This is a genomic window from Pedobacter sp. Leaf250, assembly GCF_920984735.1.
Lineage (GTDB): Bacteria > Bacteroidota > Bacteroidia > Sphingobacteriales > Sphingobacteriaceae > Pedobacter.
In genome coordinates this window covers 226,015-249,975 of record NZ_CAKLBU010000005.1, presented here as the reverse complement: position 1 = coordinate 249,975, position 23,961 = coordinate 226,015, and the positions used below count along the sequence as shown (strand labels likewise).

General features: G+C 36.0%; 18 protein-coding genes. 7 read left to right on the top strand and 11 right to left on the bottom strand.

Features of this window, described 5'->3' with window-relative positions; genetic code table 11:
* Positions 1-220: 220 nt before the first annotated feature.
* The 4 genes from LUA91_RS06530 to LUA91_RS06515 all read right to left on the bottom strand — a co-directional run bounded on the left by LUA91_RS06530 (position 221) and on the right by LUA91_RS06515 (position 5,384).
* Positions 221-2,410, bottom strand: a complete 2,190-nt coding sequence (locus tag LUA91_RS06530; RefSeq protein ID WP_231425222.1) for a PepSY domain-containing protein — start codon at positions 2,408-2,410, stop codon at positions 221-223.
* Positions 2,411-2,422: 12 nt separating this feature from the next.
* Entirely contained in the window at positions 2,423-2,908 is a 486-nt protein-coding gene (locus tag LUA91_RS06525) for a DUF2271 domain-containing protein (protein ID WP_231425221.1), read from the bottom strand.
* A 5-nt stretch (positions 2,909-2,913) separates the two neighbouring features.
* Complete coding sequence (locus LUA91_RS06520) at positions 2,914-4,386, bottom strand: ankyrin repeat domain-containing protein (RefSeq protein WP_231425220.1); 1,473 nt, start codon at positions 4,384-4,386, stop codon at positions 2,914-2,916.
* Between the two features lie 311 nt (positions 4,387-4,697).
* The gene (locus tag LUA91_RS06515) at positions 4,698-5,384 is read right to left on the bottom strand and encodes an arylesterase (protein ID WP_231425219.1); all 687 of its coding nucleotides are present in this window, start codon (positions 5,382-5,384) and stop codon (positions 4,698-4,700) included.
* A gap of 94 nt (positions 5,385-5,478) precedes the next feature.
* Here LUA91_RS06515 and LUA91_RS06510 point away from each other — a divergent pair, with 94 nt between their 5' ends.
* From LUA91_RS06510 to LUA91_RS06490, 5 genes are all read left to right on the top strand, one after another.
* Positions 5,479-6,168 carry an ABC transporter ATP-binding protein gene (locus LUA91_RS06510; protein ID WP_231425218.1) on the top strand — a complete coding sequence of 230 codons (690 nt, stop codon included), beginning with the start codon at positions 5,479-5,481 and terminating at the stop codon, positions 6,166-6,168.
* Positions 6,146-8,695, top strand: a complete 2,550-nt coding sequence (locus tag LUA91_RS06505) for an ABC transporter permease (protein WP_231425217.1) — start codon at positions 6,146-6,148, stop codon at positions 8,693-8,695. The genes LUA91_RS06510 and LUA91_RS06505 overlap by 23 nt, the downstream gene beginning before the upstream one ends.
* 106 nt (positions 8,696-8,801) lie before the next feature.
* Positions 8,802-9,341, top strand: coding sequence for a lipocalin family protein (locus tag LUA91_RS06500; RefSeq protein ID WP_231425216.1), 540 nt, complete (start codon positions 8,802-8,804; stop codon positions 9,339-9,341).
* 36 nt (positions 9,342-9,377) lie between these two features.
* Entirely contained in the window at positions 9,378-9,560 is a 183-nt protein-coding gene (locus LUA91_RS06495; RefSeq protein ID WP_231425215.1) for a hypothetical protein, read from the top strand.
* Positions 9,561-9,582: 22 nt separating this feature from the next.
* On the top strand, positions 9,583-10,866 hold the full coding sequence (locus LUA91_RS06490; RefSeq protein WP_231425214.1) for a gluconate:H+ symporter: 1,284 nt from the start codon (positions 9,583-9,585) through the stop codon (positions 10,864-10,866).
* Here LUA91_RS06490 and LUA91_RS06485 read toward each other — a convergent pair.
* The 4 genes from LUA91_RS06485 to LUA91_RS06470 form a co-directional block, all read right to left on the bottom strand.
* Complete coding sequence (locus LUA91_RS06485; RefSeq protein WP_231425213.1) at positions 10,863-11,705, bottom strand: alpha/beta hydrolase family protein; 843 nt, start codon at positions 11,703-11,705, stop codon at positions 10,863-10,865. The two genes, LUA91_RS06490 and LUA91_RS06485, sit on opposite strands and share 4 nt — an antisense overlap.
* A gap of 85 nt (positions 11,706-11,790) precedes the next feature.
* On the bottom strand, positions 11,791-13,599 hold the full coding sequence (locus LUA91_RS06480; protein WP_231425212.1) for a M56 family metallopeptidase: 1,809 nt from the start codon (positions 13,597-13,599) through the stop codon (positions 11,791-11,793).
* Between the two features lie 28 nt (positions 13,600-13,627).
* The gene (locus LUA91_RS06475; protein WP_231425211.1) at positions 13,628-14,017 is read right to left on the bottom strand and encodes a BlaI/MecI/CopY family transcriptional regulator; all 390 of its coding nucleotides are present in this window, start codon (positions 14,015-14,017) and stop codon (positions 13,628-13,630) included.
* A 286-nt stretch (positions 14,018-14,303) separates the two neighbouring features.
* Complete coding sequence (locus LUA91_RS06470; protein ID WP_231425210.1) at positions 14,304-15,143, bottom strand: NAD(P)-dependent oxidoreductase; 840 nt, start codon at positions 15,141-15,143, stop codon at positions 14,304-14,306.
* 165 nt (positions 15,144-15,308) lie between these two features.
* Between LUA91_RS06470 and LUA91_RS06465 the strand changes: the two genes are divergently transcribed.
* The gene (locus LUA91_RS06465; RefSeq protein WP_231425209.1) at positions 15,309-16,406 is read left to right on the top strand and encodes a DNA alkylation repair protein; all 1,098 of its coding nucleotides are present in this window, start codon (positions 15,309-15,311) and stop codon (positions 16,404-16,406) included.
* Here LUA91_RS06465 and LUA91_RS06460 read toward each other — a convergent pair.
* On the bottom strand, positions 16,403-16,858 hold the full coding sequence (locus LUA91_RS06460) for an NUDIX domain-containing protein (protein ID WP_231425208.1): 456 nt from the start codon (positions 16,856-16,858) through the stop codon (positions 16,403-16,405). The genes LUA91_RS06465 and LUA91_RS06460 overlap by 4 nt on opposite strands.
* Before the next feature lie 688 nt (positions 16,859-17,546).
* On the opposite strand from LUA91_RS06460, the gene LUA91_RS06455 reads away from it, so the two are divergent.
* Positions 17,547-20,675 (top strand): PAS domain-containing protein, encoded by a 3,129-nt coding sequence (locus LUA91_RS06455; RefSeq protein ID WP_231425207.1) that lies wholly within the window; start codon positions 17,547-17,549, stop codon positions 20,673-20,675.
* An 809-nt stretch (positions 20,676-21,484) separates the two neighbouring features.
* Here the strand turns inward: LUA91_RS06455 and LUA91_RS06450 are convergent.
* Positions 21,485-21,676, bottom strand: coding sequence for a hypothetical protein (locus LUA91_RS06450; RefSeq protein ID WP_231425206.1), 192 nt, complete (start codon positions 21,674-21,676; stop codon positions 21,485-21,487).
* Between the two features lie 98 nt (positions 21,677-21,774).
* Complete coding sequence (locus tag LUA91_RS06445) at positions 21,775-23,856, bottom strand: glycoside hydrolase domain-containing protein (protein WP_231425205.1); 2,082 nt, start codon at positions 23,854-23,856, stop codon at positions 21,775-21,777.
* Positions 23,857-23,961: the final 105 nt, after the last annotated feature.

The window sequence follows — 23,961 nt, the reverse complement described above, 5'->3', positions numbered from 1 at the left end:
TAAAAGTGTGTTCCAGGCAAGAAATTGCGTTTGAGACATAGAGCTCGCAGAGGAAATTCTTATTTATGATTGCCCGCTAAGTGTGGGTAGGTAATTCTTATTGCATATTATTTATAGAGGAAATATAGTACATATTCTCCGCAAAATCAAGCTATTCTACGCAAAAATGCGGAGAATAGCAAGACTAATCTCCGCATAATTTATAACTTAAAATGGATGATTAATAGCAATCCATTAAAATCTGTCCTCGAGATTGATAATAGCTGATACTTTTTTGTTGATCATTTAGGCATAATTTATCCAATAATTCAATTACATCTTTCTGCATACTCAAAGAGCCACAAAGCATAATTACGCCATTATTTTTAAGTGTTTCACACACAAAAGATTGATCTAAAGCCAACAAATCCTTCACGTATTGTTTCTCTCCTTCTCTTGAATATGCCACATGTAATGAAGTTAAAAGATTAGCTTCTTTATTAATGGCATTTTCGTAAAGTGTAAATGAATCTTTGTTTCTAAATCCACAGTAAAGGTGAATATCCTGAACACGGCCTTGCTGATCTATCATCCCTAAAAACGGTGCAATGCCTGTTCCATTTGATACCATGATTACAGTTTTTGCTTTAACAGGAAAATGAAAATGTGAATTGCGAACTATTGCAGCTTTTAATGTTTTTCCAACCTCAAGCTCATGTAAAAATCCAGAACCTAAACCACCTTGATGCAGCTTCACACTCAACTGCACATCATTACCTATTTTACCAATGGAATATAATCGCTCTCTGTGATCGTTGGCAGGATAGATCGCCAGTAGATCGCCCGAAGTAAACCTATTTCTTTTCTTGGGTTTTAATCGAATGATAAATGAAGTTTCTGCATGGCTCGAAACCGTTTTTTCCATCACTTCAAACATTTGTGTTTTAACAGGCTTTGGAGCCAATAGTTTATCAAGAGAACTAAGTTCAAGATTAGAATTTTGGGCCCATAGGGTTGCCCATCTTATAAATTCTTCTGGTGAGCGATCGTTTACAGTATGAATTTCGAGTAATGGTTTTGCCCAACTCTCTTTTGATAAGGCATTATTGATTTCGTAGCCAAACTTACAAAAATCGGGATAGGCATGTGAGCCGAAAGCAATTACCGAAAAATCGGCATTTGTTGATTGCTTATATTTTCGCAGCAGCGACTTAAATTTTGATGCATTTGTTGGTGCATCGCCCTGACCATAAGTTGCTGCAAATATTAAGATTTGTTTGGCTTGCGGAAAGTTTTTATAATCGTTAAGCTCGGCCATGAAAGCACTTTTGCCATTTTTTAGCAATTGTGCATGTATGGCGTTAGCAAAACGAAAGGTTGTTCCGTTTTCAGAACCAACTAATAAAATAAACTCTGACTGATCAGATTTATATTTGTTTTTGATGCGATTTGCCCTGCGTTTCCACCAGATTACAAACCCCGAATAAATAAAAAATAAAATATTAGCAGAAGCAATTGCCAAAACAATTGCCCAAATGGCACTTCCTCTACCAGTATGCAAATCCATACTGAGGTTGTTAAACAATGTTGCCTTTGAATAAGCTTGCTCCGTAATTACATCTCCAGTAATCTGGTTTACGGTAATTTCCCTATTGTTAAGTTTGAGTGTAAAATAATCTTCAACATCTTCAGAAAATGGAAATTCTATTGATTGAAGATCCGTTAGCGGAATATCCTTAAATACTTCAAAAGTGGATATTTTCTTTTTAGGAGAAACTTTTAAAGCGTCGAAATCTACTTTATGCGTAATTTTCTGTTCTTTGATAATTCCAAATCTTTGGAGTGAAAGATATGTTCCAGTTAATGAAATGATGATGATTGGAATGAGCAACAATCTACCCAAAACCACATGGTAATATTGTGCAAAGCCATCTCTCACAATTTTTCCAAAAAACTTTTTAAAACTTCTTTGTCGCTGAATGATCAGAACGGTTCCTGATGTTGCAATAAGAAATAAGAGAAAAGCGGTTAATCCGACGAAAAACCTGCCCAGTTCATGCAGGAATAATGAACGGTGTAAAGTGGTAGTCCACCTAAAAAATTCATTTTCTTTAGTAACCTTACCTAGAGATTGTCCAGTTTCAGGATCAACATAAAAATTTCCAGATTGATCATTCAAATCTGTTCCATTCACTACTACAAATTGATTGGCATCAATACTTACATCAGCAATATCGGTATATGATTTTTGCAGTGTCGGAATCAGCTGTGCTACATTTAGCTGATCAAAGTCTTTTGATTTGTAAGGCTGTATTTTTTCGGTTACCGGCTTAAAGGAAAGTATAATTCCAGTAACAGATGCGAGGGTTATAAAAAGAAAAGAAGATACAGCCAGTACAAGATGGCTGTATCTCCATACAGAAATTGTCATTTAATAAGCTTTTTAGTTTGGACTTAGGCGTACATATCTAATGTAACCCGTTCCATCAGTTTTGGCCGCCAAACCTTCAGTGGTTAAAGGAATTTCAGCATCTTTAACATAATATTTGTTGTCTTCTACAGCGGTTTCAAAACGCAACTTATAACCTTTGTTAATTTTAACAGTTTCAATATCGAAAACAGTTACACTTCTATCACCACCGGTTACCGATGCACCTGTAATGGCACTAATATTTGTGGGTTTACTTTTATAAGCTTTATGCCACTCTTTAAGATCAGGATACCATTTTTTATCAGAACCCATTACATAAAGTGTTTTTTCGTAAGCACCTTTTGCATCAATTAACGATACGGCAATATAAGCACCTTCGCCTGTGTAATTGGTCATTTGCACCATACACTTGTACTTCGTTATTTTTTGTGCTGAAGATAGTGTAGGTACGGAAAGAATTAGCGCAAAAGCCAGGCACAGTTTATAAATATTGTTCATTATTATTATTTCAAAAAGTCGATTGATACTTTGTTTTTTGTTAAAAATTCGTTCTCTGTTGCTAAATCGTAAGGTGTTTCTTTAAATTCAGTAGCCACATCTTTTTTAGCACCTACCGAAATTAAATATTTTAAAAGTTCGGTGTCTTTGGCAGTCATGGCCGCTTTGTGTAAAGCAGTATAACCTTCTTTATTTTTCAGGTTTACATCCACTTTATAGTCGGAAACTAATTTGGCCAATGCTAAATCATTCTTGGCAACCGCTAAATGATACAATGTATTGCCATTTGGCTGAACCGCAGCAAGATTAAAGCCTTTATCATTTAACACTTTTAATTTGGCATTAAAATCTTCCATGCCTCGAGGTCCGTAAGACTGGAAAAGATAGTAGGCCAAATTATTTCCATCTTTATCTGCACTGTTAATATCAGCACCTTTACTCAATAAAAAATTAACCGCCTCAGCCGAATTGCCACGAACAGCCATTGCCAGTGCAGATACGCCTTTCGCGTTAACCTGATTAATATTTTTAACATTTTTAGCCAGTAACTCTAAGGTAGCAATATCTCTATTTCCACCTGCAGCCGCCATAAAAGCAGTATTACCTTCTTTATCTGCAGCATTTACATCTACACCTTTCTTAAGGAAATAATTAATCACCTCCTCTTGTTTTGGTTTACGGGCAACATACGAAAGCGCATTTTCTCCGTTGCTTCCAATTACTGTAGGTTTTAGTTTTAGTCCTTCTAAATATTGAAAAACAGCTAAGCCATTTGAACTTCCTCTACCACCTTGCGCAGCCATAATAAATGCGTTATCATTATATTTAACGCCTTTGGCAATCAATTTATTCATCAATTCGATATTTCCACTTCTTGCAACGTAGTTAAATGCAGTATTTCCAGCAGCGTCAATACTGTTTAAACTCAAACCTTTTGAAACGAAATAATCGGTTAAAGCGAAATTTTTATCGTTAGCAATACCAATTAACAATGCATTTGCACCATCGTGATTCAAATTGGTTTTAATATCAGCACCATTTGCAATTAGAAGATCATAAACTTTAGTATCAGCTTGACCACCACCAGCCGCAAAAGTTAATGGAGTTGCACCATGACTATCTTGAATATTAACTTTCGCTCCGTTTTTTAATAAGTACTCCATTACAGGAATGTTTCCTCTTGATGCTGACCAGAAAAGATAAGTTCTACTATCGTGAGTGATTTTATTTACATCATTACCTGGCTGTGCCAACAGAAATAAGATGGTTTCTGCGGGAGCATTATTATTAATAGCCAATACTGTAGCATCGAACGACATTTGATTTAATTGCGATGGACTGTTTCCTTTCGCAATTTCTGCCTTGATTGTTGCTAAATCGGTATTTCCTTTCCAGAACGACTGATCAAAAAAAGTGTTTTTTTGAGCCTGTGTAGTAAACGATGCTATTGCAAGAACAGCAATTAGGATTTTTTTCATTTCTAAGCTTAAGAGTTTGATTAATGATTCAATAGTCCAATAGTAGAAGCTAAAAGAATTTCGGCTAAGTTAACAAGAATCATTCTAAATAAAGAATGTTACGTATATTTATTTATACTAATTACAAGTAACAATAAGGTTAACCATTAGCTAAGGAAAAAAAATCTTAAATGTTAAGGATGTTGAGATTTCAGTTTATCAAAACATACTATAGCAAGTTCAGAAAAAATAATTTTTACAGCTCAGGAAGGTGAGTGCAAAGATGATAGAGAAATTAATGCAAACTAGGAAATCTTAGTATTTTGTTTTCATTATAAAAGTGGCTTTAACACTACCCAGACATTCTCAGCTAAAATTTTATCTCCCTCGGCAGTTGGATGAATGCCATCTTCCTGATTAAGTTTAGGAATACCACCCACTTTATCGAGCAAGAACGGTATTAAAGCCATGTTGTTTTTTTTAGCTAAATCGGGAAAAATATTTTTAAAATCGTTGGTATATCGGGCACCCATACTTGGAGGCATTTGCATACCAGCCAAAACCAGTTTAACATTAGGGTATTTCGCTTTCACCGCATCGATAATATCCTGAAGATTTTTGATGGTTTGTTTTACAGGCAATCCCCTCAAGCCATCGTTGGCGCCTAATTCAAGTACAAAAATATCAATAGGCTGTTTCAACAACCAATCAATCCTACCTTTACCACCTGCAGAAGTTTCGCCACTTAAACCTCCATTAATTACATTATAAGGCAGGTTTAAAGAATCGATTCTGTTTTGAATAAGTGCTGGAAATGCTTCAGTTGGGTCCAGTCCATACCCAGCGGTTAAACTGGTTCCAAAAAAGAGAATGTTTTTTTTATCTGCAGTATTCGCAGATTTTTTTTGGTCAGCCGAATCTAAAGTTTCTTCTGCAGTGCCATTACTTTTATTGTTTCCACAGGCAGCCAACATTATAGCCAAAACAAATAAACCAATAAAGCGTTTTCGTAACATCATATCTAATTTTTTCTCTAAGTAAAAACCACTATCTTAACAGGCAATGCCATGTTATGTTTGGCAGAACATACATACAAAACTATAATTCAAAAATTTGGAAAATATATTAAACATTCGAAATGTAAGTAAAATTTATCAAAACGCCGGACGAGAGCTAACCGTTTTGGATCAAATAAATTTCTCTATCGAGGCTGGTTCAACAGTTGCCATTACAGGTCCATCCGGAAGTGGAAAAACTACCTTATTAGGTTTGTGCGCAGGGTTAGACCGGGCAAGCAACGGTACTGTTGAGCTTAATGGCATTGCATTGGAAAAACTAAATGAAGATGAGCGGGCTGCTGTTCGAAATCAATATGTGGGTTTCATTTTTCAAAATTTCCAGCTTTTGCCTACGCTTACGGCTTTAGAAAATGTAATGGTACCGATGGAGCTTAGAGGTGCAAAAAATATTAAAACCCAAGCCATGGAACTTTTAGAAAAGGTAGGCCTGGCCGATCGTTCTCACCATTATCCAATACAATTATCTGGTGGCGAGCAACAGCGTGTATCATTGGCACGGGCTTTTTCCAATAAACCTGCTATTCTTTTTGCCGATGAACCTACAGGAAATCTTGATGCAGAAACCAGCGAAAAAGTTATCAAATTGCTATTTGATTTGAACAAAGATTTCGGAACAACCTTAGTTATTGTAACCCACGATTTAGAACTTGCAGCCCGAACGAGTAGAACCATAAAAATTAAAGGTGGTGTAATTATTTCAGATGAAAACCCAACTTATGCCTAATCATATCCCGCAGCAAAGCATCAGTTTTTCATGGCTTTTCAAAATGGCTTGGCGAGATAGCCGCAAAAACCGCTCACGACTCTTACTTTTCATTTCTTCGATTGTTTTAGGAATTGCTGCCTTGGTGGCTGTATATTCTTTTAAGGATAATTTACAACGCGATATTGATGCTCAAGCAAAAGAACTTACCGGAGCCGATTTGGTTTTGGATAGCAGAAAAGGCGTTAGCAAAGCGATGCAAAAATTGATTGACAGCCTCGGTAATGAACGATCGCAGGAGAAAACCTTTGCTTCAATGATCTATTTTGAAAATGGAGGTGGCAGCAGGTTGGTTCAAATGAAAGCGCTTGAAGGAAATTATCCCTATTATGGATCAATAGAAACCAACCCGATAAGCGCAGCCAATCATTTTCAGGAAGGCAGAACCGCTTTGGTTGACCAAACCCTAATGCTACAGTTTAATACCAAAGTGGGTGACTCCGTTCAAATTGGCGATTTAAAGTTCAAAATATTAGGCTCATTAATTAAAGCTCCTGGGCAAAATGGAATTGCTGCAAGTGTAGCACCAATTGTTTATCTCCCGTTAAAATATTTAGAAAAAACCAATCTAATAAAAACGGGAAGTAGAATTAACAATAAATTTTATTTCCGATATGATGATCCATCGGGAGTTGATGAATGGGTAAAAAAGAATGAGGTTAAGCTAGAAAAAGAAGGTTTTGATGCTGATACCGTAGAATCAAGAAAAGAACAAACCGGCAGATCTTTTAAAGATGTAAATCGATTTCTGGCACTTTCAGGTTTCATTGCCTTGTTACTAGGTTGCGTAGGCGTGGGCAGTGCCATCCATGTATATATCCAGGAAAAGTTAAGTGCAATTGCAACATTACGTTGTTTGGGGCTTAAATCGCGACATGCTTTTTTAATTTATCTGATTCAAATATTTTTTATTGGCTTAATTGCGGCCACCATTGGCGTTATCTTAGGAACTGGGATCCAATTTTTATTGCCTTTGGTTTTAAAAGATTTTCTTCCTGTGGAAATAACCATGCAAGTTTCATGGTCGGCAGTTGGCCAGGGTTTATTGCTGGGCTTAATCATCTCTGTACTGTTTGCATTACCCTCGCTCCTATCCGTGAGAAAAATTTCACCGCTTAATGCTATTCGTTTATCTTTTGAGAAAATTGGTGGCAAGACTGATCCATTAACCTGGTTGGTTTATTTACTAATGGCGGCATTTGTGGTGGGTTTTACCCATTTGCAAATGAAAAACTGGACCCAGACATTAGCTTTTACCATTAGCATCGGTGTAGCCTTTATTTTGCTGATTGTTCTATCCAAACTATTAATGTTTTTGGTTAAAACCTTACTTCCAAAATCATCCAGTTATTTGTGGAGGCAAGGTTTTGCAAATTTGTATCGGCCAAACAATCAAACATTAATGCTAACTGTTTCTATTGGTTTATCAACAACTTTTATCTGTACCTTATTTTTTGTTCAGGGAATTTTGATGAGTCGTGTTACGCTTTCATCGGGCAGCAACCAGCCTAACATGGTGATGTTCGATATCCAAAAAACGCAGAAGGAACGAATTGATAGTTTAACTAAAGCCTTTAAATTGCCGTTAATGAATCAAGTGCCCGTAATTACCATGCGCATTGAAGAAATAAATGGTAAAAAAGCAAGTGCTGACACCAATAACAGAAGAGCTTACCGAAACGAAATCAGGGCAACATACCAAGATAGCTTAACCGCAGCAGAAAAAATTGTAAAAGGCAAATGGATTGGAAAGGTGAAACCAAAAGAAACGATTTACATTTCCCTTGACCAGCGATATGCCGATCAGATTAATGTTGGTTTGGATGATAAAATTCTGTTCAATGTTCAAGGCATGATGATTTCAACAGTTGTTGGTAGCTTGCGTGAAGTAAATTGGAGCAGAATGCAAACCAATTTTAGAGTTGTGTTTCCTGCGGGAGTTTTAGAAGAAGCACCACAGTTTCATGTACTCATGACCCGCGTTCCAACGAGTGAACTGTCGGCTAAATTTCAGGGTGAAGTGGTTAAAAACTTTCCCAATGTATCGGTAATCGATTTAGATCTTATCTTGAAATTATTGGATGAGATTCTTAGTAAAATCGGATTTGTTATTCAATTTATGGCAGGTTTTAGTATGGTAACTGGATGGATTGTTTTAGTATCGGCAGTATTAACCAGTAAAAATCAAAGATTAAAGGAGAGTATTTTATTAAGAACAATCGGTGCAAGCAAAAAGCAAATTTTAGCCATAAACGCGATTGAATATTTCTTTTTGGGTGCATTTGCCGCTGGTGCCGGATTGATTTTAGCCATCGGCGGAAGTTGGGCATTAGCAAAATTTAGCTTCGATGCGAATTTCATTCCACCATTTTGGGCAACCCTGGGTCTATTTGGATCAGTTGTATTTATAGTTGTAATTACCGGCGTATTAAGTACCCGAAGTATTCTGAATCAGCCACCGTTAAAAATCTTAAGATCGGAAGGATAAATTGATATAAACAACAACGTTTCTTAATGATAAAATCTTTGTTAAATTTTAATCATTAAGAAACCTTTTTATAATAGATACGTTTTCTAAGCATATTGATTTAAAAATGAACAATAAGCTTAGAAACGCAATTTTACTCGCCACATTAGGCGTCATCATTATTAGTTATGCAAGTTGCAGTGTTACCATACCACAGGGCGCTACTGCAGTAAAACCATTTCAAAAAGATAAATATTTGGGTACTTGGTTTGAAATTGCCAGAATGGATTTCAAATTTGAAAAAGATCTAAATAATGTAACAGCAACTTATTCGCTTAACGAAGATGGCACCATAAAAGTTGACAATAAAGGTTATAATGTTGTTAAAAAAGAATGGAAGCAAAGTATAGGTAAAGCCAAATTTGTAAACGAAAATACTGAAGCAAGATTAAAGGTTTCCTTCTTCGGTCCTTTTTACGCTGGCTATAATGTGATCGAAATCGATAAGGATTACCAATATGCTTTGGTTGTGGGAAATAACCTGGATTACCTTTGGATTTTATCGAGAACAAAAACTATTCCTGAAAGCGTTAAACAGGCTTACCTGAAAAAAGCAGAAGGCCTGGGTTATAAAACTGCTAAATTGGTTTGGACAAAACATGATTGATAAAATATTCTTGCTATTTTACAATACTTTTATAGCATGATCAGACTAAATAGCGAAACACCAAACGATATCTTACAGGATGTAAAAATTGGTGATATGGTTACCGATACCTTTAGCAAAACCGGGTTAGTTGAAAGTATTGAAACCAACGACGATGGGCTTTACAAAATCTATGAATTTCATTTGGTTACCGGGAGGACGATTACTGTGAAAAAATAAAAGGTATTAAAATTCCACATACATGTCGCTAATCATCCTTTTGCTAGCCATTTTACTTCTTTTCATTTTAATTTTGAAAAAAGTAAATCCAATGATTGCCCTGCTGTTGGTGGCCATACTTACAGGGTTATTTTTAGGCATGCCTGGCAGCCAGGTAATGGCATCAGTAAGTAATGGCATTGGAAGTACTTTAGGTAACATGGTCATGGTGCTTGCACTGGGTGCCATGATGGGAAAACTGATTGAAGATAGTGGCTCTGCCAGAAAGATAGTTTTTCTTCTCATTAAAGCCTTTGGTAAAAACAACGTTCAGTGGGCGGTATTAATCACCGGATTAATGGTTGGAATTCCGCTATTTTACAATGCAGGCTTTGTTGTGTTGATTCCTTTAGTGTTTGCAATTGCATCCGCCACCGGTCTTTCTAAATTATACATCGGCATACCAATGGCAGCCGCCCTTTCAGTTACCCATGGCTTTCTCCCCCCACATCCTGGCCCAGTAGCATTAGCAGGCATTTTTCATGCAGATATTGGCAAAACATTAATATATGGATTAATTTTAAGTTTACCCATTGCCATCATAGCTGGTGTTTATTTTCCGAGATTAATTATCAAAAGAGATCAAACGCTTAATTCCGAACTTTTTATTGAAGAGGGAAATGATCTCCCATCGGCAGGCAAAAGTTTTATAACTGCGCTACTACCTGTCTTTTTAATCGTTGCTGGCACAATTGGCAATAGTATTTCCATCAATTACTTCGGAAAATCGATATTTACCTTTCTTGCAGATCCAACAGCAGCATTGTTACTTTCTGTTATCATCACACTTTTTATTCAGCAAACATCTATAGAAAAGGCAATGGAATCTTGCGCTGAGGGTGTAAAAAGTATCGCCATGATTATTTTAATTATTGCGGCTGGAGGTGCCTTTAAGCAAATTTTAATTGATAGCGGCATGGGTGAAACCGTTAAAAACTTAACGGCAAACTTAAATCTATCGCCACTAATATTGGCTTGGTTAATTACTGCTGCCCTTCGTGTAACCTTAGGCTCGGCAACTGTAGCCGCCCTTACTGCATCGGGGATGGTTCTGCCGTTAATTGGCCCGAATGCCCCACCAGAATTAATGGTGCTATCAGTTGGCGCTGGAAGTTTAATGTTCTCACATGTTAACGATACTGGGTTCTGGATGTTTAAGGAATACTTCAACCTAACACTTAAAGAAACTTTCCGTACATGGACCATGATGGAGAGTATTGTATCCATCTTAGGCTTATTTGGAGTTTTGGCATTAAACCAATTTTAAGATCCGCTTTTACTAAAAAATTTACTGAAGTACATCATTTGATAAGCGATTGCATTTTCCCAGTATTCGAAATTATGAACGCCCGGTCGCACAGTAAAATCGTGTGGAATGTTACGGGCAATCAATTTATCATGTAAAGCAACGTTTACATCATAAAAGAAATCGTTACGGCCAACATCAAATATAATTGCCAATTTATTGGGACTCAACAAATGGGTCAGATTTATTACGGTATTTGCTTCCCAGCGATCTGGAAACTGATTATAAGGACCCAACCTTTTGGCTATATTCCAGTTTTCAGGAAAAGGTCTGATATCCACACCACCGCTCATGCTTCCACAAGCGCCATAAATATCCTGGTGCCTAAAAGCAAGATACAAACCTCCATGTCCGCCCATGCTTAAACCCGTTATTGCTCTTCCATTTTTATCATTGATGGTTCGGTAACGACTATCAACAAATTCCACCAATTCTTTAGCAATATAAGTTTCGTATTGATAGGAAGGATCAATTGGGCTATCGAAATACCAGCTGGTTACTCCCCCATCCGGACAAACCACTATAATACTAAAATTATCTGCTAGCTTTTTTACGGCTTCTTTATCCTTAGTGTTCAATAACCAATCTGAATATTTACCGCCTGCCCCATGCAGCAAGTATAATACTGGAAAACGTTTTGTTGAGCCTTCATAAAGCTGCGGTTTTATAACCGCAGCTTTAATCTCCTTATTCATTACTTTGCTTTTTGTAATTACAGTATCTACCGATGCAGCAAAGGCTTGTGAAGATGAAAATAAAATAAAAAGTATGGCAAGATGATTTAGTATTTCTTTTTTCATATTTGAAAGATGATTCTCAAAATGAAATTAGAGTTTTTTAACCACATGCCGAAATGATTCCAATTTTTACCGATAAGTTACCAAACTAGTTCTTAGTTACTTTATCTACCCTAACATAACTCATCGATTGATTAGCATTTTCTAAATACTTTTCGCTGTATTTTTTATGAATGCTTTCCTTTTGCTTTACGCCATTTATGATAAGATTATTTTTATCAAGCGAAAATGAAAGTGTTTTTGTGTTCGAGATCAATCCGTCTTTTAATAATTCGGCACTGATTTTATTCCCATCATTAACAGTATAGCTACCGCTCACTTTGGGAGGAGTTGGAGGCGTAGGAGGAGTTGCTGGAACAGCGTATGCTCCAGGTGTAGGTGGTGAAGGAGAAACAGGCACGGCACTTGGTCTTGCCTGACGTGGTGGTTTCGGCGCTCTTGGAGGTTTCTGATCATTTTTGTATTCTCTAGCGTATTGTGCTGCATCAATTTCAGCTTCTTTCGCATCAATTACAGCCTGCTTGGCGTCCTCCTTTGCTACTTTGGCATCTATAATTGCTTGCGCTGCATCTTTCCTTGCCACTTCCGCGTCAATAACGGCTTGCTTTGCATCTATCTTTGCTTGTCTAATTACTTCATCATTATTATCTTGAGATTGATTATAAGATCGATTTCTTTTATCCCTATCTTCTCTTTGTTTACCTTTTTCCGTAGCTTTCTTTTCTGCAGCTTTCATTTTCTGTTCAATTTCCTTTTCCATCTGGTCGGCAGATTTATTTTTCTTTGCCGTATCCTGCATAGCTAAAATTGAGGTAGAAATGGTTGTCTTATTTAATGATGCTGCATGGCCTATATTTTTAAAAGCTGCAGTAAATATCACAGTAGATACCAGTGCGATAGTTAATATTGTCTTTTCCATTTTGTTTAAAGTTGAATTGGTGTTCAATAACATCCTGCTCGCTCTATGCAGCAGGCTTCCGTTTTTGCCATTTATGCCCATGGCATAAGCAGGTGCACACTGCTTAAATTCCTGACAAAAAATTAAGGCCTTAACATAATTTTTCCGATCGTCTACACAAGAAATGGCCAAATCATCACAACAATGTTCGCGTTCGGTTCTAATAAGTTGCGATACCCACAATACCGCAGGGTTAAAGAAGAATACAATTTCGATAAAGCTTTGCAATAGATTCACCAGATAATCTCTACGCTTGATATGAGCCAGTTCATGTGCTAAAATGGCTTCTACCTCTACGGTACTTAGTCCATTTAACAAACCCAACGGAATTAAAATAAGCGGCTTAAAATGACCAACTACCATTGGCACCTTTGCAATACCAGATTGTACCATTTTTACCTGTTGATGTAAACCAAGTTTATCTGACAACAAATCCAGATGTTCATCCCAAGTTTTACCAGCAGCATAAGTTTGATTGTTCCTCAGATGATGAATACTGCTTAGGCCCGCCAACAATTGTATGCTCTTACCACATATTACTAAAAACCAAATCAATACAATTTGAAAGGCATACGAATTCCAAACACTCAAAAAATTAGTCAAGATTGTGAATAAGTCAAACTGCAATCCTGTAATATTAATTTGATTATCATTCAATGTTGATAAATGAATGCTTAGTTCATTTGCTTTTTTAATATTGGTTTCAACCGCATGAGTGTTTAATTCTAAATAAAATGAAATGGAAATAGCAACAACGAATAGGAACAAACTTCCTGTAAGTAAATTGTAACGTAATTTTGCGCTAGCTTTTCGGGTGGCAAACATGATGGCACCAGCAAATATAGCAAGAACTACACCCAGCCATAAAGAATGAAATAATGTGGCACCTAAAGCATTTAGCCAATTTTCAGGTAAAAAATTAATTTGTTTAAAATTCATTGTCGTGGTTCCTTAGAATTTTTAAAATTTAATCCATGCCATCCAATAGCCGCTTAATCTCCTCAATTTCTGCTTTCGAAGTTTTTTCATTGCCCAAAAGCTGCATCATTAATTGCGATGCAGAGCCTTTATACAAGGTGTTTACGAAACGATCTAATAATTGAACTTTAGTTTTCTCCTCTGCCTCAACAGGAATATAAATGTGTTTCATTTGGCTTTCATCACGTTTTAAAATTCCTTTTTCGGTTAAGATCTGCATCTGCTTTAATGTCGATGTATAATTCACCTCCCTATTTTGATTCAATGTATCGTTTACAAAGCGAACCGTAGACGGGCCGAACTCCCAAAGCACCTGCAGAATTTCTAGTTCAGCTTTGGTTGGTTCTGGCAAAGTATTATCAGATTGATCATTCTTCATAACCAAAGGTACGATGTTTTTCGTACGATACAAATATTACCTAATTTTTTTTTTAAAAAAAGTTTTTTGGTTATAAATTGGAATAATTTTAGCTCTCAAATTAATCTTTTACGACGTCCATGATTGATATTAATATCCTTCAATGGGGAGAATACAATGTAAAACCACTAAACGTTCCTATGAAACGAACGGAAAAACATCTTTTTTCCTACCGGGGATACGTTCCTAAGGAACGATTTCAAAAATCTTAATTATTATAAATACTTCAGGGTTTCAAAAGCCATTATTACAAAGATTTAATTACCGCGATTAAATCTTCTTCTCCAAATGCTGCTTCAGCACTTTCAAAGGTTTTTAAGGCAGTTTCAGCCAATGGCGATGAAATGCCTTCGTCTCTGGCTAACCTTAAATCTTTCACAATATGCTTTAAAGCAAATGCTGGTTTATAATGATCAGCAAGAATGGCATCACCTTTTATTTTGGTGAAAATATTTCCAATAGCTGCATTATTAATCAGGTTTAGAAGGTCATCGGTTTTAATTCCATTATTATTGGCAAACAAAACCGTTTCAGCTAAACCTTGAGCGTACAAGGCCAATAAAGAATTGATCGCCAGCTTGGCTTGATTTCCAGCTCCTGTTTCTCCCACACGCAATGTTAGTTTACCTAAAGTATCAAGAACGGGTTTTGCTTTTTCGAAAACCGTTTCATCACCGCCAACCACAATCACTAACTGACCGGTTTCAGCTTGTTTTACACTGCCAGAAACAGGTGCGTCCAGATATGCATTTCCCTTTTGCTGGCTTTTCTGATCCATCGCCTTAGAAACAGCTGGAGAAACTGTACTCATATTAATGATGATTTTTCCAGAGGCCTCGGCTGAAAGTAAACCGTTTTCAGATTCGAAAATCTGCTTGATGGCTTCATCATCTGATACCATGATGATCACAATATCCACATTTTCCAAAAGAGATTTTGGCGTTTCAGCAATTGTTGAACCCAATTTATTTAATTCAATTCCCTTATCCTTACTGCGATTGTAAACTGAAACTTTATAACCTGCATTTATGAGCTGAGCTGCCATCGGGATTCCCATATTGCCCAGACCTATCCATCCAATATTCATGTATTTTAATTTTTAATGATTAACAAATTTGCTAAAGAAAAGCCTTAATTATTACCCTTTAAATATATTTTTAACTTATTTAATAGATGATGTGATAAAATAATGTTTAAAGTATTTAAATAATTTATATCATTTAAGATTTAAGTTTGCTTAAACGAAAATATTATGCTCCTCAAAGATTTATACTCCCCCACCTTTTACAATCGACTGGCTAATGCTTTAGCCGTCACTATTCCTCATTTCGACAAAAATAAATTTATACAAAACATTTATGTTCCTGATTTTGAATCGAAGGAACTGAAAGAGCGCATGAAGCATACTTCTTTGGTATTAAAGATATTTATGCCAGAAGATTATGTAGAAACGGTTTCCCTTATCAAAAAAACTATTGAAGAATTGCGGACTAAAGGAATTGGAGAAGATGGATTGGCCTTTATGTTTTTACCAGATTACCTGGAAACATTTGGTATTGATCATTTTGAAGAATCGGTTGAAGCATTGGAATTCGTTACTCAGTTTGTGAGTTGTGAATTTGCCGTTCGACCTTTCATTTTAAAATACGAGCAACGAATGATTGAAAAAATGCTGACTTGGTCTTTACATGAAAATCACAAAGTGAGGAGATTGGCAAGTGAAGGCAGCCGGCCAAGATTGCCCTGGGCAATGGCAATTCCATTTCTCAAAAAAGATCCATCTTCAATTTTACCGATCTTAAATAATCTTAAACAAGACCCTTCAGAATATGTAAGGCGAAGTGTGGCCAACAGTTTGAACGATATTGCAAAAGATCATCCTCAAATAGTGCTCGATATGGCCAAAAGCTGGACAGGTTTGAGCGGTGAAACGGATGCAATTATTAAACATGGAAGCAGAACGCTACTGAAACAAGGTTATGCGGAAATTTTACAACACTATGGCTTGGATGATAAAGGTATAGTAGTGAAAGACTTTGAAATACTTACCCCAAAAGTAAAAATTGGTGAAAGTCTAACCTTTTCTTTCATTGTAAAAAATGAGAATACAGCTGAGAAAAAAATCAGATTGGAATATGCCATTTATTATAAAAAGCAAAATGGGCAAAACACGAAAAAGGTGTTTAAAATTTCAGAGCGGATTTATCCTGCGGGAGCAGAAATAAGTGTTCTTCGCAAACAGAAGTTCGTTTTGATCACCACTCGAAAATTTCACCTGGGAGATCATCAAATTTCTATTATAATAAATGGAACAGAAAAAGACTCATTTACTTTTGAACTTCTTGCTTAATTGAGTTTGGCTAAAAGTTCATCCAACAGCGGAATTTGCCGGTCTTTAATGGCCTTACAGGCATTTTCATAGTTAAACCATTCGCCTCGATCCACTTCGACAAAGTGCTGCTTTTTACCAGTTTTTGGTGGCCATTCCATTTCGAAAGTATTGCTTACTAAAGTCGTAGGATCTAAATCGCCTTCAACTGCCCAACACAATACCTTTTTCCCTCCTTTTTGTACAATTGGTGTTAATTCCAAAAATTCGCCATCAATTTTTGTTCCAACTTCTTCCTCAAATTCTCTTATTGCTGCATGTAACGGGGCCTCATCTGGCTCAAATTCTCCTTTGGGAACAGACCAAACACCAAAATCTTTTTTGGCGAAAATTGGTCCACCAGGATGTATTAAAAAAAATTCAATTCCTGAAATACTTTTCCTGTAAAGTAATATTCCTGCGCTAACCCTCATAATGTAAATTGTTGTAGTAAAAAATACCCCTGAATTCTTCTCCTATACAACAAATTATTAGAGTAGTTGTGTTGATCACTTTTAAAAACTGTACAGACTGACAAAGTTTTCCGCAACCAAACTATGATAACTTCGTAAATCGATTTTTAAGTGTACCAATTTACGTTAATCCTTATGTCTAACTTCCTGTAGTCAATCAGGCGGTATATAGAAGGATCTTACTGGTTTTTTCTTTGATGAGACTGAAGAAGTTTCTGAGTACTTACAACTGTATAAACCAAAAAAAAAGCCATCCCTTTCGGGACAGCTTTCATCTGTTAACGCTTTATTACCTTACTATAGCATCGGCATTGTGTTAAATTGCGAAATGAATTACATGAATATTAAATCACACCCCGCAAATTATACAAATTTAGTTATCTGATGAATATTGCTTTTTGCAAATATTCATCAGATAACTAACAATTTGGGATACATAATAATAACTATACCTAAATGTTTATATGATTCAAAAATATTGGCAAGACTCCCACTTCACTCACCTTGATTACTAGTGAAGTTCTCTCACTCAAGAACCCAGCAAAACTTAATATATCGAAAAAATCTTGAAAATTATCAAACCAAATTAACGCTTTACCGTTAATTATAATCTTCATACCATTTTATTTGACCTCAAAAAGAAACGTTAATGAATCCTTTGCCTACACGGTTTACTGATACGAAGATTATAAACATCCTTGCTCAAGCGCCAAACGCTATCGCCATATATTCGGGTGAGGATATTTATATTCATTTTGCGAATGACGCCATGATTGCATTGTGGGGAAAAGACCAATCAGTTATTGGTAAAACTATTTCTCAGGCATTACCTGAAATTGTAGGTCAACCGTTTATTGGCATATTACAAGAGGTATGGAAAAGCGGCCAAACTTACGAAAGTAAAAACACACCAGCTGAACTTTTCGTAGATGGAGAATTGAAGGTTTTTTATTTCGACTTTATATACCAAGCCATTAAAAATGAAGTGGGGGAAACTGATTATATATTACATACCACTAGCGATGTTACCGAACTAAATAGTGCCAGAGATATAGCAATTGAAAGCGAAGCAAAAGAGCAGGCTTTGGCACATGAGCAAGAGATTAATATCGAACTGGCGGCCATAAATGAAAAACTTGCTAGTTCGATGGAAGAGTTGAGCAGTACGAATGAAGCACTTCAGCAGAGCAAAGAAAATTTTCAAACCCTTAATGAGGCACTGGAACAAAGGGTAGCGGAGCGAATTAAAACCATCGCTTATTTAAATCAGGAATTAGAGGCTTCCAATGAAGAAATTTTGGCAGCAAATGAGGAATTGGCGGCCACAAATGAAGAACTTACTCAAAGCAATCAGTTGCTTTATGAAAGCACTTCAAAATTAGAAAAAACCTTAACAAGCTTAGCAGAAAGTGAGTACCGCACCAGAAGTATCATTGAAAATGCACCTTTTCCTATTGGTGTTTATACAGGCAAAGAAATGGTTATTACATTTGCCAATGCTTCAATTATTGGGGTGTGGGGAAAAGGCGATGATGTAATAGGAAAGCGTTATGCAGACATTCTTCCAGAGCTGGATAATCAAGCCATTTTCGAGCAGCTCGATCAGGTATTTACTACAGGTGTTTTTTTTGAAGCCCGAAATCAACGTTTAAAATTAGTGGTAAATGGGGTACCGAGAATTTTCTATTTCAATTATATTTTTACTGCATTAAAAAATGAAGCTGGTGAAATATATGGCGTAATGAATACTGCCGCTGATGTCACTGATGTAGTATTGGCTAAGCAAGCGCTTGAAATTGCAGCGCAAGAAAAACAAGAATTAAACGAAGAATTGGCAACCATCAACGAAGAAATGGTTGCGATAAATGAAGAGCTATCTGCTTCAAACGAAGAACAGGCCAGGTTTAATCTGGAGTTGTCTTCTCTATATGAAAAATTAAGGATTAGTCAGGATGAGCTCGAGCTTGCCATTGATGCCGCAGGATTAGGCACTTTCGACCTTGATCCTTCCACGGGTCGATTTACGGGAAATAATTTAACCAAGACCTGGTTTGGATTACAACCAGATGATGAAATAGAACTTAATAAAGCAACCGATGTTATTCATGACATGGATAGAGACAAGGTTATTCTTGCTATTCAAAAAGCTTTAAATCCTGAGTATGGCGGGCATTACGATATTACTTACACCATTCAATTATCTAATTCAAATGAAGGCCGCATTGTAAGGGCAAAAGGTAAAGCACTTTTTAATAGGCAAAATGTTGCCATTCGTTTAAGTGGTGTTCTATTGGATGTAACAGAGCAAGTGACATCAACACAAAAGATGGCCATGCTACTCGAAAATTTGGCTCAAAGTGAGCAAAAATTCCGTTTTTTGATTCAACAGGCTCCGGTAGCCATCAATGTTTTTAAAACTGACGAGCTTATTATTGATAGTGCCAATAGAAAAATGCTGGAAATTTGGGGTAAAACAGAACCCGTTGATGGTAAAAAATTTATTGAGGTACTTCCGGAATTAGCCAACCAACCCTTTATTGATATTTTAAAGAATGTATTGGCAACAAACCAACCTTATTATGGAATAGAGAACAAAGTATACATTTTAAAAAATGGAATACCCGAAGAACGATATTTTAACTTCATTTATCAACCTGTAAAAGGAAACGCTGAAATCACTGATAGCATTTTACAGGTAGTTACAGAAGTTACAGAACAGGTAAATGCAAAAAAAGAAGTAATTGAAATTAATACCCGTTTAAACATTGCCATTGAGGCCGGTTCATTAGGTTCGACAGAAGTTGATATTTCTACAGGAAGCATGATTTGTAATGACCGTTTTAAAGCTTGTTTTGGATGGCCGCTTGACAAAAAGTTTACTTATAATGACCTTTTTGAAGTCATGCTTCCTCCACATAGGGAAAGTATAAAAACATTAATGGATGAAGCCATTAAAAACAATACGGTTTACCAGGCAGAATATGAAGTAAGCTGGCCAGATGGATCTATCCATTGGGTAAGCGCACACGGAAAAGCCCGATACAATAACGATGGCCAGGCCATTAAAATGGTGAGCATTGTTTCGGATATTACAGAGGTTAAAGCTGATGAGCAGCGTAAAAATGATTTTATTGGCATGGTGAGTCATGAGTTGAAAACACCGCTAACCTCTTTAACTGCATATATTCAACTTTTGCAAAGTAAAGCCAGTAAGAATGATGATGGATTTGCTTTAAGTGTTTTGGAAAAAGCCAATAATCAATCGAAAAAGATGGTTAACATGATCAATAGCTTTTTAAATGTTTCCCGATTAGAATCAGGAAAAATTCATATTGAAGCAGAAAATTTTGACCTATCTCTTTTATTAAATGAGATTGAAGAAGAGTTTAATGTGGTGGTTAACAGCCATCAATTTGTTTTTAAAACAGTACAAATTTATGTAAATGCCGATAGGGAAAAGATTGGACAAGTAATCAATAATTTTATATCCAATGCAGTTAAATATTCTCCAATTGGTAGCACCATAGAAATTTCCTGTCATATTGATAATCAATCGGCCATTGTATTGGTTCGTGATGAAGGCATTGGTATCATGCCTGAAGATCAGCATCAACTATTTGAACGTTATTACCGGGTATTGAACCAACCGCAAACAGTATCAGGTTTTGGAATTGGTTTATACCTTTGTGCTGAAATTATTGAAAGGCATCACGGTAAAATTTGGCTAGAAAGTGAAATTAATCAGGGATCAACTTTTTATTTTAGCTTACCCATTTAACACACCATTAATGATATAGAAGTTATAAGTTTTTTCTTTTCCAAAACATACTTTAACACTTAATAAATTACAATAGTGGATGTATTATGTAAGTTCAAGGTCTGGCAGTTATCAAAAGATTTGCAGATCCCTTAAAATAATTTATTTCCCTCCATAGATGGCGTGAAATCTATTAAAACATCTATCGCATTGATAGCGTTTTACATGAATAAAATTCAAAATATTTCTAAATAAATAAGTTCTCGGGATGCGGTAGGTTTCGTGGTTCCTGCATTTTGGGCATGGTGGGCATGTGCTCACTTTAAGCGCCTGTAATTCTTTAATCATAATAGGGATAGCCTCTCGGGATATAAGAGTACTAACAAATATCTACTATAATTTTGAAGATTTTATGAATTTTATCGACACATAATGACTAATGATCGATTATTTTTATAATTTCAGCTGATTTCGTCAAAAATATAGCATAGGGTTGTGTTGTAAAATCTATGAATACATCATTTTTTCTCAACCTCATTCTCCTATAAAATTTTTAAGTGATAACTCTGCATATTATCTTAATCCGAAGTGATCCTTTTGGAAAAAAAAATTATTGCTACAATGATTACCTAAGCAAATAATAAATACGAAAATCAGCAGAGAATATCTCTAAATAGGTGATTTCAGATAAATTAAGCTGCATAGCAAAATCACTGATGCTCAATAAGATTTTAGAAGATGCGGGAATGATTATTTAGTAAAGAGGGGTTCTTCAACAAAAAAAGTCCCACTTTTTTACAAGTAGGACTTTTAGTTTTTATAGATAGATATTATAGAAGACCGTATAGGCCGTGTGCATAAGATCTTAAAGATGCAGATACGGTGTTCATTTTTTCAGGAGAAGGTCCTTTTACTTTATACGCTTCAGGATGCATTTCTAGTGCCTGATCATTTTCTTGTTCTATTGTGTTTTTGTTGCTTAATGTAGCATTTTGTTCTTCGCTCAATTTTAAAGGTGCCATGTCATATCTTTTTATACTTGAAAAACATGCATTTTATCGTTTTGTTTTCTCAACTAAGCAAAAAATTAAAGTTTTACATTCGTTAATCCATGCAAGATCTATTCAATAGTTGAAATCCAATTTTCTGTAGTCGAAATTTTTACAGGAATTGATGAAGCAACGATTTTGAGGACGCCTCCAGCATTGATATCTTCTTGTGTGATATAATTTTTATTGAGCGATTTTCCGTTCAAGAATACCTGCTTGATATATTTGTTCCTTAAGTCGAAATTTTCTACCTCCACTTTAAAAGTTTTTCCCTTTGATAACTTGTAAGTTATAGATGAAAATAACGGTACATTTAAGAAGTAAACCGGCCAGCCCACGCAAGCAGGAGAAAAACCACTGGCAGTAAAAATGTACCAGGCACTCATGGCACCTGCATCATCATCCATGGTGCGCAAATAAGCATCTGGTTGATTGCGATAAATTTTACCGATGTAACTTCCAATGCCTCTGCTATTATCATTAAAATAATTTTGGATTACGGTATCAGCAGCCAATTGATGCATCCAGTATTGAGATTTATAACCTTGCTTGGTTACATTATACATTAACGGTACTTGTAAATCCGGTTCGTTTGCATGGTTATATAAATCACGGGAAAAAAATTCATCCAGCTTGGCCAGATAAGATTCTTCTCCCCCATCCAATTCCATTAAGCCTTTAAAATCATAAGGAACAAACCAGCGGTATTGCCAAATGGTACCCTGATATAAGCCACGGGCCTGCATTTGATCTACATCACGTTTGCTCAAATCTTTAAAGTCTTTGTTCCAGTATTTTTTGTACTCCAGCGCTTTGGCTTTATAAAACTCGGTTCTCTGTGGATTTTTCAAGATCTTGAAAATCTCGGCCATTGCCCAATTATCATAGCTTGATTCGAGTGCTTTATCTGGCGATTTGTAATCCAAGCCTTTGACTTCCTTTTCTAAAGAATCGGCAATTTTTGCAAAGTCGACAGGATAACCTTTGCGATAGGCATCGAGTAATACCACAATGGCATGCTCTGACCTGACAGTGTTTGAGGGCTCTTTTTGTCCTGCGTAATCTTTTTTACCCGAGTTGTATAAATCAGCAATAGATGTAACCATTCCAGCGTAACGATCAGGCATAATGATTGAAAGTAAAGGCAGTTGTGTGCGGTAATTATCCCAAATGGCCCAGCCGTTATAGCGGATTTGTTTGTCCTTTTGCAGTTCTCCCTTAGTGTTTCGGTATTGCCCATCCTGATCTGAAATGACATAAGGCGACTGCATGGTTCGGTATAGAAGCGAATAAAATAACTTAGCATCTTTCAAATCTCCCTTCAATTCAATTTTGGATAAATTAGCATTCCAATCGGCAATGCTTTGCGATTTTATTTCAGCAAATGTTTTATTATTTATTGCCAACTCAGCTGCTTGCATACTTACAGAAGACAATGCAACATTTATTTCAGCGAAGGTTGATTTCTCATTTAATTTAACAATCAGTTTATGATCTGAAATTTCCGTCCATTTTACATTGCCAGTTACAATCAAATGGTAGTAAATTCTATATTTACCTACGCCGCAAGTGGTTTTGGATTCAATCCATCCAGAAATTGAATTTTGATTGATCACATGCTCCTCTGCAACGAAAGCGCCATTGAAGGCATAACCCAAATCCAAATAAACACCTTTTTTCCCTTTTGGAAATTGATAAACATGTCTTCCGGCATTACCTAAAACCGAAAAGCTCACTTTAATTTTATTTTCAAAACCCACTTCATAATAACCAGGACCTGCCTTTTCAGAAGATTTGATCAATTCGGTTTGTTTAGGATCATCGCCTAAAAAAGGCTTTACAAAGATATTTCCTCCAGAACCCTGACAGCCCACACCTTCAAAACGGTTGTGTGTAAAACCTTCAAACTTCTTTGCTAAGTATTCATAACCAGTGTGTGTTTTTGGGTAAGTTTGCGGACCAATGCTCAACATACTGAAAGGATAAGAAGCAGCAGGCGACATTTGCCCATGATCTCCCGATGAACCTAAAAAAACATTCACTAAATCAACCGGCTTATTATTGCCTATTGTATTTAATCCTATTTTAGATTGTGCTAAAACGTTTAATTTAACAAAAAGTAGTAATGTTATTATTTTGAAACTTATTTTCATGTTGATGATAAAATTAGCCCAAAGTAACATTTTAACATGAAGTGATTGTTATGTTTTAGTTTCTTTACAAAGCAAATTACAAGCAACAAAAAAGCCATTCCGATG

What these genes read in the sequence shown, in the direction of transcription:
- LUA91_RS06520 (WP_231425220.1), bottom strand. Translation starts at nt 4,386, where the DNA reads ATGAAAAAAATCCTAATTGCTGTTCTTGCAATAGCATCGTTTACTACA.
- LUA91_RS06505 (WP_231425217.1), top strand. Translation starts at nt 6,146, where the DNA reads ATGAAAACCCAACTTATGCCTAATCATATCCCGCAGCAAAGCATCAGT.
- LUA91_RS06515 (WP_231425219.1), bottom strand. Translation starts at nt 5,384, where the DNA reads ATGATGTTACGAAAACGCTTTATTGGTTTATTTGTTTTGGCTATAATG.
- LUA91_RS06455 (WP_231425207.1), top strand. Translation starts at nt 17,547, where the DNA reads ATGAATCCTTTGCCTACACGGTTTACTGATACGAAGATTATAAACATC.
- LUA91_RS06470 (WP_231425210.1), bottom strand. Translation starts at nt 15,143, where the DNA reads ATGAATATTGGATGGATAGGTCTGGGCAATATGGGAATCCCGATGGCA.
- LUA91_RS06475 (WP_231425211.1), bottom strand. Translation starts at nt 14,017, where the DNA reads ATGAAGAATGATCAATCTGATAATACTTTGCCAGAACCAACCAAAGCT.
- LUA91_RS06485 (WP_231425213.1), bottom strand. Translation starts at nt 11,705, where the DNA reads ATGAAAAAAGAAATACTAAATCATCTTGCCATACTTTTTATTTTATTT.
- LUA91_RS06480 (WP_231425212.1), bottom strand. Translation starts at nt 13,599, where the DNA reads ATGAATTTTAAACAAATTAATTTTTTACCTGAAAATTGGCTAAATGCT.
- LUA91_RS06450 (WP_231425206.1), bottom strand. Translation starts at nt 21,676, where the DNA reads ATGGCACCTTTAAAATTGAGCGAAGAACAAAATGCTACATTAAGCAAC.
- LUA91_RS06465 (WP_231425209.1), top strand. Translation starts at nt 15,309, where the DNA reads ATGCTCCTCAAAGATTTATACTCCCCCACCTTTTACAATCGACTGGCT.
- LUA91_RS06500 (WP_231425216.1), top strand. Translation starts at nt 8,802, where the DNA reads ATGAACAATAAGCTTAGAAACGCAATTTTACTCGCCACATTAGGCGTC.
- LUA91_RS06490 (WP_231425214.1), top strand. Translation starts at nt 9,583, where the DNA reads ATGTCGCTAATCATCCTTTTGCTAGCCATTTTACTTCTTTTCATTTTA.
- LUA91_RS06525 (WP_231425221.1), bottom strand. Translation starts at nt 2,908, where the DNA reads ATGAACAATATTTATAAACTGTGCCTGGCTTTTGCGCTAATTCTTTCC.
- LUA91_RS06460 (WP_231425208.1), bottom strand. Translation starts at nt 16,858, where the DNA reads ATGAGGGTTAGCGCAGGAATATTACTTTACAGGAAAAGTATTTCAGGA.
- LUA91_RS06530 (WP_231425222.1), bottom strand. Translation starts at nt 2,410, where the DNA reads ATGACAATTTCTGTATGGAGATACAGCCATCTTGTACTGGCTGTATCT.
- LUA91_RS06445 (WP_231425205.1), bottom strand. Translation starts at nt 23,856, where the DNA reads ATGAAAATAAGTTTCAAAATAATAACATTACTACTTTTTGTTAAATTA.
- LUA91_RS06495 (WP_231425215.1), top strand. Translation starts at nt 9,378, where the DNA reads ATGATCAGACTAAATAGCGAAACACCAAACGATATCTTACAGGATGTA.